This is a genomic window from Sulfitobacter sp. CW3, assembly GCF_019392245.1.
GTDB lineage: Bacteria > Pseudomonadota > Alphaproteobacteria > Rhodobacterales > Rhodobacteraceae > Sulfitobacter.
Genome location: NZ_JAHXRL010000004.1, coordinates 244,848 through 257,183, shown reverse-complemented (window position 1 = coordinate 257,183; position 12,336 = coordinate 244,848). Strand labels below are relative to the sequence as shown.

Annotated in this window: 11 protein-coding genes; 4 read left to right on the top strand and 7 right to left on the bottom strand. The window is 56.3% G+C overall.

Going from position 1 to position 12,336, the window contains the following annotated elements; genetic code table 11:
- Window positions 1–12 precede the first annotated feature (12 nt).
- Both KZZ06_RS11325 and KZZ06_RS11320 read right to left on the bottom strand, forming a co-directional pair.
- Window positions 13–2,505 carry a calcium-binding protein gene (locus KZZ06_RS11325; RefSeq protein WP_219580144.1) on the bottom strand — a complete coding sequence of 831 codons (2,493 nt, stop codon included), beginning with the start codon at window positions 2,503–2,505 and terminating at the stop codon, window positions 13–15.
- A gap of 122 nt (window positions 2,506–2,627) precedes the next feature.
- Window positions 2,628–4,028 carry a DUF2793 domain-containing protein gene (locus KZZ06_RS11320; protein WP_219580143.1) on the bottom strand — a complete coding sequence of 467 codons (1,401 nt, stop codon included), beginning with the start codon at window positions 4,026–4,028 and terminating at the stop codon, window positions 2,628–2,630.
- Window positions 4,029–4,169: 141 nt separating this feature from the next.
- On the opposite strand from KZZ06_RS11320, the gene KZZ06_RS11315 reads away from it, so the two are divergent.
- The 4 genes from KZZ06_RS11315 to KZZ06_RS11300 all read left to right on the top strand — a co-directional run bounded on the left by KZZ06_RS11315 (window position 4,170) and on the right by KZZ06_RS11300 (window position 7,997).
- Window positions 4,170–4,943: an enoyl-CoA hydratase-related protein gene (locus tag KZZ06_RS11315; RefSeq protein WP_219580142.1), complete on the top strand. Its 774-nt coding sequence runs from the start codon at window positions 4,170–4,172 to the stop codon at window positions 4,941–4,943.
- Between the two features lie 10 nt (window positions 4,944–4,953).
- Window positions 4,954–6,099, top strand: coding sequence for a CaiB/BaiF CoA-transferase family protein (locus KZZ06_RS11310; RefSeq protein ID WP_219580141.1), 1,146 nt, complete (start codon window positions 4,954–4,956; stop codon window positions 6,097–6,099).
- A gap of 187 nt (window positions 6,100–6,286) precedes the next feature.
- Entirely contained in the window at window positions 6,287–6,805 is a 519-nt protein-coding gene (idi, locus tag KZZ06_RS11305) for an isopentenyl-diphosphate delta-isomerase (RefSeq protein ID WP_219580140.1), read from the top strand.
- Between the two features lie 268 nt (window positions 6,806–7,073).
- Entirely contained in the window at window positions 7,074–7,997 is a 924-nt protein-coding gene (locus KZZ06_RS11300; protein ID WP_219580139.1) for a carbohydrate kinase, read from the top strand.
- On the opposite strand, the gene KZZ06_RS11295 is transcribed toward KZZ06_RS11300, so the two are convergent.
- The 5 genes from KZZ06_RS11295 to KZZ06_RS11275 all read right to left on the bottom strand — a co-directional run bounded on the left by KZZ06_RS11295 (window position 7,983) and on the right by KZZ06_RS11275 (window position 12,306).
- Window positions 7,983–9,398 carry a hypothetical protein gene (locus KZZ06_RS11295; RefSeq protein ID WP_219580138.1) on the bottom strand — a complete coding sequence of 472 codons (1,416 nt, stop codon included), beginning with the start codon at window positions 9,396–9,398 and terminating at the stop codon, window positions 7,983–7,985. The two genes, KZZ06_RS11300 and KZZ06_RS11295, sit on opposite strands and share 15 nt — an antisense overlap.
- Window positions 9,399–9,412: 14 nt before the next feature.
- On the bottom strand, window positions 9,413–10,180 hold the full coding sequence (locus tag KZZ06_RS11290; RefSeq protein WP_219580137.1) for a class I SAM-dependent methyltransferase: 768 nt from the start codon (window positions 10,178–10,180) through the stop codon (window positions 9,413–9,415).
- Window positions 10,177–10,581, bottom strand: coding sequence for a GtrA family protein (locus tag KZZ06_RS11285; protein WP_219580136.1), 405 nt, complete (start codon window positions 10,579–10,581; stop codon window positions 10,177–10,179). The genes KZZ06_RS11290 and KZZ06_RS11285 overlap by 4 nt, the downstream gene beginning before the upstream one ends.
- Window positions 10,581–11,531, bottom strand: coding sequence for a glycosyltransferase family 2 protein (locus KZZ06_RS11280; protein ID WP_219580135.1), 951 nt, complete (start codon window positions 11,529–11,531; stop codon window positions 10,581–10,583). Before KZZ06_RS11280 ends, KZZ06_RS11285 begins: the two co-directional genes overlap by 1 nt.
- Before the next feature lie 217 nt (window positions 11,532–11,748).
- Window positions 11,749–12,306, bottom strand: a complete 558-nt coding sequence (locus tag KZZ06_RS11275) for a TetR/AcrR family transcriptional regulator (RefSeq protein ID WP_257884316.1) — start codon at window positions 12,304–12,306, stop codon at window positions 11,749–11,751.
- Window positions 12,307–12,336: the final 30 nt, after the last annotated feature.

Below are 12,336 nucleotides of genomic sequence, written 5' to 3'. Positions count from 1 at the left end.
ACCCTTAAGCAATCACATGATGTCCAGATCGTTGTCCAAGACATTGGCGGATGTCACATTCAGCAACTCAAGAGTGTTGCCATTGCCAAAGTCAAAAGTAACGAACCCGTCGTCATTCAAGCTGACATATTCGGAGAGTTGCGACAGGCTGCGGTCGCCACCGCCCCACAACATTGCATCCAGAACCAGCGTATCAATGTCGTCCTGAAAATCGACAATCTGATCCTGGCCAGACCCAAAGGAAAACTGGTCGGCACCAATCCCCCCAGAAAGGATATCGTCGCCATACCCACCGTCCAAAGTATCATGGCCTGCGTTACCTTTCAGCAGGTCATTTCCCGCCCCACCATCAAGCCGGTCTGACCCGTTATCGCCTTGCAAACGATCATTTCCATCACCGCCATCAAGGGTATCGTTGTTGATCCCCCCCGCAAGCTGGTCATTGCCGCTTTCGCCCAGCAACTTGTCGGCACCCGCGTTGCCGTACAGCTTATCCTTTCCACTTCCCCCATATAATTCATCGGAACCTGCGCTGCCTGACAGCGTGTCATCGTCACCGCCGCCCCACAGATGATCCGAATTCAACCCGCCCGTCAGCTTGTCATTGCCGGCATCGCCATACAGTCGATCGGCACCATTATTCCCGGTGATCACATCATTGCCATCCCCCCCACCGATGGCATCATATCCGTCGCCCCCCCAGATGAAATCGTCGCCGTCGTCGCCGCGCAAGGTATCCCAACCGATACCGCCCCATATCTGATCAACGCCCGATCCACCCTCGACCACGTCGCTGCCGCCATTCCCGTACAGGTCATCATCCCCCGCATCGCCCCTGATCGTATCATCGCCACCCATGCCATATATGGTGTCATTCGCGGCCTGCCCCTGAATAAGGTCCGACGCGCTATCGCCCTCCAACCGATCATTCGCTGCGGTCCCCATCAGGTTCAGTGCGACGGGATTTGCCGGGGTAACCGGGCTGTCGGGCTCGTTAGGTAGCACCATGTTTTGCGGGATATACGACGTTCCCAATGTAATCTGGGGGAGTAGGTCGGCGTAGGTGATCGCCTTACCATCCGCGCTTTTAAGGGTCAGGCTTTCATCACCAAGCGTCAGCACCGCGCCCGTATTTGTCGACTGAAATGCTGATTGTGGAATGCTGCGCACAAGGGACCAGCCCGACAGATCAAGCGTGTCCTGCGCCGTATCGAAATCGCTGATCGTGTCGGCGGTCCCATCTGCGGTCATGATAAATCGGTCAGCCCCGACACCGCCAGTCAACAGGTCAGTCCCGGTACCATCCACCAGAAAATCATCGCCTACACCGCCAGATAATGTGTCGTTTCCCGCCTTCCCCGTCAGAAAATCATCACCTGCCGTACCGTTCAGGGATTCTGCGGCGCTCGTCCCATAAACGGGCGTAGCCCGGCCCGAAATATCCAAGGTAAACGCGCTTAACCCCGCTTCGGCACCGGATGCCATAACAAGGTGCAGCGCATCGTTTTGGACCGAAAATCTAAGCGAGGAAGGGGCATCAAGGGTCGTATCCACTGCATCGGCAATCGTACTTAGATGCAAAAGCCGCCCATCTGGTGACAGCTCAAAAATCGACACACCATCATCCGCGCCCGCCGCTGCCAGATAGGCGCGATCATTGTGAACCACTGTCTCTAAAAGAGTCACGTCATCAAAGCGCGTATTCAACGTATCAAGCAAATGATCGGTCAGCTGCATCGTTCCGTCAGCACCCAACCGCACCACGGTAAGGGACCCGCTGGCAGAGGACCCCATCACGCCAAAAGACTGATCGCCAATCTCAACGAACGAGACAACACTGGGGCCCGCAATGCCCACACCATCCTCGGCAGAGATACGAGCGACCTCGGTCGGCCGTCCGCTGATGTCCAACGTCATTCTGATCAATGCATTTTCAGAGGCAGAGGCCACCAAAAGCTGCGGCATGCCGCCGACATCAGCAATGCTAATCCCGGTCAGGGCGGTCTGCGATTGTGATCCTACGCCGCCATTCTGTATCTCGGTGACCGACCCGTTATCATTGATCCGCCAGACCCCGACCGCGTCAGACCCCCTTGTTATTCCGTATAAATAGGGTTGCCCGCCAACGATCGCGACCTCGGCCCCCAGCATTTGCTGCGGCAATGTTGCACCTGTTACCGCAGAAACGGCGGAAAACTTGCCGTCCGCTGCAAGGTCGATTTTCGTCAACGCCGCGTTCTGCACGCCGGTCAGGTACAGACTGTCGCCAACAAGCGTCAGTTTGTTGACAGATCCGGATTGCGCAGCGCCTGCGATGGCACGGCTGTCCAACTGGGTCAGCCCCCCGTCCGCACCGATGCGATACGCCAGCAGATCGCCGCCGCCAAAGCGCGAAGTAGTATACAGAATAGACCCAGAAGGCGTATCAAAAACCACCATGTCGGTGACGCCGGTCAGAAAGGAATCCGATCTGCCCGGCAATGTTACTTTGTGTTCGAACGCCATTTGAACCAGTCCCCGGATGCTTACCGGGGATGATATTGATCAAAATTCGTTAACCGCGGATATTAGCTCTGTGGCAACTTAGTGGCGTTCTTATCCAATTCTATCAATTCGCGCAGGTCCGATTATAGATAGACACCCCCGGTTTGCGTCGATCCCGCAACGTCGCCCGGCAAGACCACACCGCCGCTATCAATCACAGCATTTGCTGACAAATCGTACCGTGTGCCGGTGGCGCTGCCCGCAAATCTTTGCCCGGCAAAGCGCGCAACACTGGCATGTGTACAAACGCAAAACGCATCTACAAAATCAGGTGCGCCGGCTAACGTTACGGTCTGCCCGTTGCCATCAAATTGCGCACCGTCGGACAGATGCAGGTGATACCCCGCATCACCATCGATCAGACAGGCACCTGCCAACGTCAACCGCGCGCCCCGTGCCTCGATATGCCCGCCCGCTTCGCCAAAGGTAACACTATCCAGCAACAGATGGCTGTTCCCACGCGCCGAAATCGTAGCGACGGAACTACTGTTATTTTGCAGCTTAAGCCCGCGCAACAAAACTTCTCCCTGCGCGACGGTAAACACCTGATCCACCGCATCCATCACGACCAGATCGGGTGCGCCGGGGTCGCCTTCAACAACCAACCGCCCGCCACCGGCCAAGGCGAAATCCACGTTGACCGGTTGCGCCAGATTATAGGTTCCTTGCGCCAGCTTTAGGGTGATGTCGTTGCCACCTGTGTCGATCATCATCGCCGCCTCAACCGCCTTGCCAATCGATGCAAACGCGCCTGCGCCAACGCTCAGACCATCATTTCCGTCATTCCCCAACGACTGATCAACGAAATAGCTGCGCGGTGCCGTCAATACCTCGCGCCAACCGGCCACTGCGGTTTGAATACGCCCGGTCAGGGCATCCACACGCAGTGCTTCGACCCAGTTTGACCCATCAGCACTGACCTTCAGCGCGAAATCATCGCTTCCGGCGATGCCCATTTCAGCACGCCCGCCATACCCGGTCTGGAACAGCAGACTTGCCGTATCCCCTTGGCTGGATTTGTTAATCTTTAGCTGATGCCCCCCGCCTGCATGGTTCAGCAACACCGCATCCGATGACACGGCCAGCTTGTTATAACTGTCAAAGTTGGTGCCGATTCCAATCCCCGGAAGATTATTCAACTCGGGCACTTGGCCCGCCCACGCCGCACCGTCAAAGACGACAGTGGTACTGATATCACGCACATGCGCGCTCCACCCTGCAAGCGGCGCGATAAACTGCCAGTTGGCGTCGACGAATACAGCGATATTGCCGCTTTGCCCGGCCCAGTCAGCCTGGCCATTCGCGGCGACCAGATACCGGTCCCCTTCAACGGCAGTGCTGGGCGGCACGGACTGGTCCGCCGATAGGACAGCCAGCTGCACGATCATATCCAAAAGCCTGAGCGCCTCGTTATGGGTCACATGCTTTTGCGCTTGCGCGGGTTGGATGTAGGGCATCGAAAGGATTGGCGAAGTATCAGACATGTGCGGGCTCCGTGGGTTGGGCATAAGATCGCGGCCAAGCTGCGCCAAGGCAGTTAACGTGCCGTAGAACCACCGTACGCTCAGCACCCGTTTGCCTATCCCCGCAATCAATGATTTGCTGCCCATAATCAGGAGGAACACATGACAGACGGCCTAAAGATCGAAACCTTGGACGGCGTGACAACGATTGCGCTGAACGACCCCGCCACCCTTAATGCGTTGACCCCGGAGCTGGCAGTGTCGCTGACCGCCGCGCTAAAGAAGGCGGCCCAAAACAGCCGGGCGATCATCTTGACCGGCTCGTCGCGTGCATTTTGTTCGGGCGCGAACTTGCAGGCCAGCCCCGCCGCGAAACCCGGCGATATCAACGCCGGGTCCGCGCTGGATCAAGCATATAACCCTCTGATGATGGCAATCCGTAATCTGGACGTGCCCCTGATCACCGCAATCAACGGCCCCGCCGCAGGCATCGGCGCGTCCATCGCCATGGCCGGTGACATCATCATCGCAGGCGAAAACAGTTACTTCCTCGAAGCGTTTTGCCATATCGGCTTGGTCCCTGATGGCGGTGCCACATGGATGCTGGTGCGCAATGTCGGGCGTGTGCGCGCCGCTGAACTTGCCCTGCTTGGCGAAAAGCTCCCTGCGCAACAGGCCTTTGACTGGGGCATGGTCACCAAGGTTGTAGCGGATGACGCCGTGATGCCCACCGCCCATGAATTCGCGGCCCGCCTTGCAAACGGGCCGACCCACGCGCTTGGCTTGATGCGGAAACTGCTCTGGCAAGCGGGCGATGGCACCTTCCAAGACCAGCTTTCCGAGGAACGAGATGCCCAAGCCTCAGCCGGAAAGCATCCGCATTTCGCCGAAGGCGTCGCCGCATTCTTGCAAAAACGCAAAGCCAATTTCGAATAGGAGCAACCCCATGCCCGGTCCTCTTGACGGTTTGCGGATTATTGAGTTTGCAGGCCTGGGCCCCGGCCCTTTCGCCTGCATGATGCTTGCCGATCACGGGGCCGAGGTGATCCGAATAGAACGCCCCGGCGGCACCAAAGGTGGCCCCGAAAGCGACGCCCGCACCGATATTTTGCTGCGATCCCGCAAACGCATCGCCATTGATATGAAATCTGACAGCGGTAAGGCAGTTCTGCGCGATCTGGTCGCGACCGCCGATGGCCTGATCGAAGGGTTCCGCCCCGGCGTGATGGAAAGGCTGGGCCTTGGTCCAGACGAAATGCTGCTGCTGAACCCCAAGCTGGTGTATGGCCGCATGACGGGGTGGGGCCAGACCGGCCCTTATGCCCAGATGGCCGGCCATGATATCAACTATATCGCGCTATCCGGCGCATTGCATGCCTTTGGTCGCAAAGGGGAAAAACCGACCCCGCCGATCAACATGATGGGGGATTTCGGCGGCGGTGCGATGATGCTAGCCTTTGGCATGGTTTCTGCCCTTTTGCATGTCCAACGCGGCGGCGACGGCACCGTGATCGACGCCGCAATGACCGATGGATCTGCCCTTCTCATGTCGATGATCTACAGCTTTCACGGCCAAGGCTGGTGGAAGGATGAACGCGGCGTCAACATGTTGGACACCGGGGCGCATTTCTATGACGTCTATGAAACCCGTGACGGCAAATTCATCTCGTTAGGTCCGATTGAGCCGCAGTTTTATGCACGCATGCTGGAACTGACCGGCCTTGCCAATGATCCTGCAATGGCAGCCCAAACCGACCCGAACAAATGGGACGAGATGCGCGATAAGTTAACCAAGGTGATCGCAGAAAAAACCCGCGATGAATGGGATGCAATAATGACCGGCTCGGACGCATGCTATGCGCCTGTATTGTCCCTGACCGAAGCACCAAACCACCCACACAACCAAAGCCGCGCAACATTTACGACGGCTGGCGGTGTGCGCCAACCTACCCCTGCGCCGCGCTATTCATCAATCGCAACGACGCCCCCGGAAATGCCTGATGGGCAAACACACACGCGACAGATTCTCGCCGATTTGGGTTACTCCGACGGCCAGATCGAACAAACTCTCGCGCAGGGCGGGGTATCCTAGCAGTCTGGATCGTGGGCAACAGCGAACCGCGCGCGTTCAAATTCGCGCGCGCCCGATGTTAAGTATACAAATTCCAGAAACGTGGGCGTATATATCAGATACCCAAGATGCCTTGGCCCGTGCCCGGCACCGAATCTAGGATCAGAAAATTGGCAAACCTAACCCGCCAAATTATACAGGCATCGCTATGCGCACGATGATCCCGGCATGGGTTAACGGCGTATTGACCCCTGTTGAAAAGCTCGAGGTGCACCAACGCGGGTTGCGCCACAAAGCCATCTCCGTTTTCGTGATGCGCGGCAGTGAAACCCTGATCCAACGCCGTGCGCTGTCGAAATACCATACCCCCGGCCTATGGGCGAACGCCTGTTGCACCCACCCGTTTTGGGATGAACCCGCATTGGCCTGTGCCAACCGCCGCCTAGACGAAGAACTAGGGATCACCGGGCTGCGCCTAATGCACCGCGACCAGATCGAATACCGCGCGGACGTCGGCAATGATCTGATCGAACACGAACTTGTTGATATCTACACCGCGGATGCAATCGCGCTGACCAGCGTCACGCCAAACCCCGAAGAGGTGCTGGACACCGCCTGGATCGAGCTCGAAGAACTGGCACGCCAAACCCGCGAAGAGCCCCAGAAATTCACCCCCTGGCTTCGCATCTATCTGGCCGAACATAGCGACAGCATATTTACCCGCTGATCCGATAATTTTCCCTCATATAAGACACTAAACCGCGGTTTAGAGACTAAGTACGAGCCGGATTCCCCTCAGAAACCTTTCTTGAAAATCCGACAAAGAGCTATCGGCATACCCACCTAAAGCTGTCGGTCTATTGGTTAAATGGGTCTCTAAACCGCTACTTTGGCATATCTGGTGGCACGACGGACCGAAGATGATAGCCAACTTTTCTCTGGACCGTTAGCGCTCACACCCTTATCAAACTCCAAAGCCAGCGGTTGGAGGCAGTATGATACTGTGTTGCGGAGAAGCATTGATCGACATGATCGAAGGGGATGGTGCGTTCACACCCCATGTCGGTGGCGCAGTATTCAACACGGCCCGTGCCTTGGGGCGGCTCGAACAAGGGGTTGGTTTTGTCTCTGGTCTGTCGACCGATATGTTCGGGACACAACTGCAAGACGCGCTGCACGCCAGCAATGTTGACACGTCGCATGTGATTTTTTCGGATCGCCCCACCACGCTGGCTTTTGTCCAACTATCCGGCGGGAACGCGACCTACACTTTCTACGATGAAAACACGGCGGGGCGTTCCCTTGATATGGCAAACCTTCCGGTTATCCCCAACACCGCCTGCGCGCTTTACTTTGGTGGCATCAGTTTGATCGGGATGCCCGCCGCCGATTTTTATGCCGCGCTAGCCGTCGATCAGGCTGACAGTCGCGTCATTATGATTGATCCCAACATCCGCCCACAATTCATCACCGATCCCGCAGCATATCGTGCACGCTTGGCCAAAATGATCACCGTTTGTGACATCCTCAAAGTGTCGGACGATGACCTGAAATGGATCATCGATGGCGACGCCACGCTGGATGACAAGGCGGCGGAAATCTTGGCTCAGGGGCCGAAACTTGTGATTGTTACCAAAGGCAGCGACGGGGCGAAGGCATATCTTGCAAGCGGCCAAAGCACCGAATCTGCCGCCCGCAAGGTAGATGTCGTTGATACCGTTGGGGCCGGCGATACCTTTAACGCCGGGGTGCTGGCCAAGCTGTCGCAAATGGGATGCCTGACGAAACAAGGGATCGCGTCCCTATCGGCCGATGATGCGCAGGCAGCTTTGCGTTTGGGTGCAGAAGTGGCCGCAATAACCGTGTCACGCGCGGGCGCAAACCCACCCCTGCTGTCAGAGCTGTCAGTCCCGATCTGATTGAGGTTCCTCAATCGGGGTGAAAATCACAAACTGGCCCGCATCCGTGGCCCGCAGGTGAATTTCACCTTGATCTGCTGCCCCCAAATCTGGACGTGCCGGACAGTCAGCAGGTGTCAAATCACAGTTGACGACTTTCCGATCCGTAAAATGCCTTAACCGCAGCGAAAATGCTTCGCGTGACTGAATGCTCGCCTTTTTGCCTGACGCGATGTGCATCGGATTGCCGTAAACGAAAACCTCACCGCCAAGTGGCCCAAGATCCTGGGCAATCGCTTTGGTGTCGGACTGCCAAGCCCGAAATTGACCATAAAACAGAAAGATTTGAATAAAATAGACGCCAATGACCAGCATAATGGCATTCCGGCCGAGACGGCTTGGCAAACTACTTTTTACGCCAAGCAATTGAACAGCCCGGACAATCGCCAACACGGCAAATACCCACATAAAGATAAAGGCGCGCGGCGGCACAATAACGCCGATCTTTAGAACCTGCACTGTCACCAGCGCAATCCCAACGGCCAACCCGGCAAGGATATACAACGCCTCAAGGGGCGCGCGCTTGAATAGTATCACGAATGAAACGACCGTGAGCGCAGGGAAAAACAGGATCAAAGGCAAGAAGCCAAACCCGTTGCGGTGAAAGATAACCTGAAACGATTCGCGTAACTTGGGCAGGTTCTCCACGATCCCGGATATACCGCTTGCCGATGTCGCCTCGCGCCACTCGGCCATGGGCACACCGAAGATGCCATGCACCTGCCAGTTCAGGGCATAAACGGTAAGAACCGCCGCGATAAAACTGGCGCAGAACAAAAACAGCAGCCCAGCCAGATCCCGCAGGGAACGGTCCTCGGTCTTGGCGATACAGATAGCCAGCAAAAGCAGCGGATACGTCGTATAAGCCATAAAGCTGACGATCACGAACCCCGGCAAAAGCACACGCAACATGCGGCTTGAAACCTTGCAGGCCAGCAGCCCGAACAGAGCAACCACAGCAAGGCCGGGAATCAACGTGTTGAACCATACCGAAATCAACATCGCGGATGGTGATACCATCAGCATCAACGCCATCAGCACCGTGAACACATCGGTGCCTTTGCGCCCGCTTGCCACCACCGCGATGGATGCAACGAACAACGCCCACAGCCCTTGGTACACGACAAAGTTCACCCAAGGCGGGGTGACGAACGGGCGTAGGTGCCAGACATAATTCAGCCAGCGCCCTTCGTGCAGGGTCTTGTTCCAGAACATCGGCGCATCGGCGAATAGCGCAGGATAATCGTCGTGGCGGATCATCGGGTCGGCCAAGTTCATCGCTGACATGATCATCACCGCAATGAACGCCATCACGAAGGTGCGCCAGAGCCGTAAGTTATTGGCTGTTGGGGGTGTCGGCATCGCTGCGGTACTGCCTACGCCGCGCCAACTGTCTTTGTCCGGCGCGCGCGGATGGCCAGAACCAAAGCCCGGGCCTGCGCAATAAAGGTCACCGCAGGACGCGGCAGCAGTTTGACCAGCGCCAACCGCATGCGCCAGCCCAGATGACCCGTGTTCCTGACAGGCTGACCGGCAGCGATTTCGGTATCCAGAATATCCCGAGGCAGCCCATCACGACCGGCAGCGTTCACATACAAGATCGTGTTATAGCGGTACCAAGGCGCGACATTCTTGTTGTTCTTCAGGCCAGGGCGCACACAATCAAATGCAACATATCCGCGCGCGGCAAACAAATCTTGCCAGAACGACAACGGCTGTTCATTCACATGAAACTCCCCACCTTGGCCCGTTACCGCTGCTGAAAACAACACCCGGTCCGACCCATTTGTCAGACTATCCACAAGGGTGTCAGACGCCTCTGTTGGCAGATGCTCACCTACCTCAAGGCTTTGCGCCAGATCGAAACGGCGACCCGTTTCCACAGGTTTCGTCAGATCGGCAGCTAGAAAATCCTCGGGTGCGACGGCAAGTTGATCGCGGTTCACATAATCGCCATCGACGGCCAAAACATCCCTTGCGCCAGCGCGCTGCCATTCATCCATCCAGACACCCCGGCCACTGCCCAGATCAATGACGCTTTGCGGCTGAAGCTTGGGAAACAGCAAAGCAATCAAAGGCGTGGCCGAGGCCCGCGCGCTTTGGTTGATGTAGTCGAAAAACGTATCGTTATAGATATGGCTCATGATGTGATTTCCGTTCTGGAGAAAGGCAGTGCAAAGACCCACAGTGTCATGAATACAAAGTTCTGAACTGGCAAATATATCGCAACAAAGACGGCAGCGGCCCAATCAGGCATGCCGGTCATCGTGGGCAATATCGACGTAATCAGGGCAGAGCTGACGAAACCCAAAATGACCATCACCGTAAAACGCAGGATCTGGCCAAGGTCGTTCAACTGGCGGCCAAAGGTGAACGCGGCCTGGCCTGCATATTGCAGCATCACTGCCATCACAAAGGCAAACCCGTTGGCCAACACCTGCGGCAACTCCGCTGCCAAAAACGCTAGGTACAACAACACATAGACCAAAGCCGTGCCGCCCCCGACGAGGCAGAAGCGAACCAGTTTATGCTGTAATATCAGCATTAGGCACGCAAACGCTGGGGGGATTGTTCAACGTCACGGGTATCTTCGCTCACGAAATACATCGGGCGGTTCTTGGCCTCGACATACAGGCGGCCAATATATTCCCCCAATATCCCCAAGGTCAGCAATTGCACTCCCGAGAAAAAGCTGACAGCCAGAACGACCGACGCCCAGCCCGGGGCTGTTTGATACACAACAAGAGAATAGATCACATAGACGGCCATAAGCCCCGCCATCAACAAGCTGATGAATGACAGCCGTGTCGCGAGTTTAAGCGGTTTAGTTGAAAACGCCGTCATCGCATCAATTGCGAACCGCATCATGGCGCGCAGGGGGTATTTGGTTTCGCCCAGTTCACGCGGCGCACGGATATATTCGATGCCGACCTGCTTGAAACCGGCCCATGCAAACATTCCGCGGATAAACCGCGCTTTTTCCGGCATCGCCAAAACAGCATCCAGCGACCGGCGATTCACAAGACGGAAATCACCCGTATCCTGAGGGATCGGCACATCAGACATTGCATTCAAAAAGCGGTAGAACAGATGCGCGGTGGCTTTCTTGAACATTGTCTCGCCACGGCGTTCGCTGCGACGGCCATAGACAACGTCAAAACCGCGATCCATCATGAACATCATATCGGTCAGCAGTTCTGGCGGATCTTGAAGATCGGCATCCAGCATAAAAATACGGTCGCCCTGCGATGCTTCCAGCCCAGCGGTCAACGCGATCTGGTGGCCCCTGTTTGCCGATAGTTTCACACCAACAAGCTGGGGGCAGGTCAGTTGCGCGGCCTCAATTGCCTTCCATGTTGCATCCGTAGACCCGTCATCGACCAAGATGATTTCGGCCTGATCTTTCCAAGGCTTAATAGCTTGCGACAGTCGCACCACGAGACCCGGGATCGACTCTTCCTCGTTCATGCAAGGGACAACAACTGAAAGATACATTCCGACACTCCGTCAGGATCAACGATCTGTTCAGAGATAAATTGGATATGTGTCCGAAATTGGGCGGTTATTGGTCTAAACTAGGGGTCAAGCTATTCAGTGTTGCCGAAATACACAGATTAGGTACCCCGTTTATCCGCAGAATGGGGTTCGAGCTGGCCAAAAGATCGGCGGAACTCAGACGGTAAAATTGCTGCTCGTAATAACAATGCAGCTTTCACGAATTCTCAGAACCACTGCTAGGGCGGTTTACCTGCAATAGAATTGCGCACAATGTCTTTGCCGCCGTGACAGCCTCGGGGCCGCGTAATGGCCAGCTTTGCATCAATCCCTCGATGATGATCGAGATTTCGCCTTCGTGTCCCTGCAAGCCTGACACCTCAGCGGTGCGTTGGGCCATCTCGGCCTTGTGCCGGTCCAGTAACGCGCGCAGCTTTTCATCCTGCGGGGCCGAGGCAACAGCCGCGTGAAACAGGCAGCCATGCGTCGCTTCCGCCTTCATCCACTGGTCAACACGGTCAACGATGCCCTCCAAGGACATCCCGTCTGGCTGCGTGGTTTCGGCGAACACATGCGCCATATAGCGGTGATGCCGATACTCCAACGCCCGCAGGATCATCTCCTGACGCGAGGGGACATACTTATACAGCGTGCGAAGGCTCACCCCGGTCGCTTTGCGCAGGGTTTCTATGTTGGGTTCGGCAAAGCCATAGGTCGCGAAGGCCTGCTCGAGCCCGGCATCAATTTGGCTCTGGTAATCTGTCATTCTTGACATAATAGAGCGATCCCTCTACCTCAGCAAGTA

What these genes read in the sequence shown, in the direction of transcription:
- KZZ06_RS11310 (WP_219580141.1), top strand. Translation starts at nt 4,954, where the DNA reads ATGCCCGGTCCTCTTGACGGTTTGCGGATTATTGAGTTTGCAGGCCTG.
- KZZ06_RS11285 (WP_219580136.1), bottom strand. Translation starts at nt 10,581, where the DNA reads ATGCTGATATTACAGCATAAACTGGTTCGCTTCTGCCTCGTCGGGGGC.
- KZZ06_RS11295 (WP_219580138.1), bottom strand. Translation starts at nt 9,398, where the DNA reads ATGCCGACACCCCCAACAGCCAATAACTTACGGCTCTGGCGCACCTTC.
- KZZ06_RS11300 (WP_219580139.1), top strand. Translation starts at nt 7,074, where the DNA reads ATGATACTGTGTTGCGGAGAAGCATTGATCGACATGATCGAAGGGGAT.
- KZZ06_RS11325 (WP_219580144.1), bottom strand. Translation starts at nt 2,505, where the DNA reads ATGGCGTTCGAACACAAAGTAACATTGCCGGGCAGATCGGATTCCTTT.
- KZZ06_RS11290 (WP_219580137.1), bottom strand. Translation starts at nt 10,180, where the DNA reads ATGAGCCATATCTATAACGATACGTTTTTCGACTACATCAACCAAAGC.
- KZZ06_RS11320 (WP_219580143.1), bottom strand. Translation starts at nt 4,028, where the DNA reads ATGTCTGATACTTCGCCAATCCTTTCGATGCCCTACATCCAACCCGCG.
- idi (WP_219580140.1), top strand. Translation starts at nt 6,287, where the DNA reads ATGCGCACGATGATCCCGGCATGGGTTAACGGCGTATTGACCCCTGTT.
- KZZ06_RS11280 (WP_219580135.1), bottom strand. Translation starts at nt 11,531, where the DNA reads ATGTATCTTTCAGTTGTTGTCCCTTGCATGAACGAGGAAGAGTCGATC.
- KZZ06_RS11315 (WP_219580142.1), top strand. Translation starts at nt 4,170, where the DNA reads ATGACAGACGGCCTAAAGATCGAAACCTTGGACGGCGTGACAACGATT.
- KZZ06_RS11275 (WP_257884316.1), bottom strand. Translation starts at nt 12,306, where the DNA reads ATGTCAAGAATGACAGATTACCAGAGCCAAATTGATGCCGGGCTCGAG.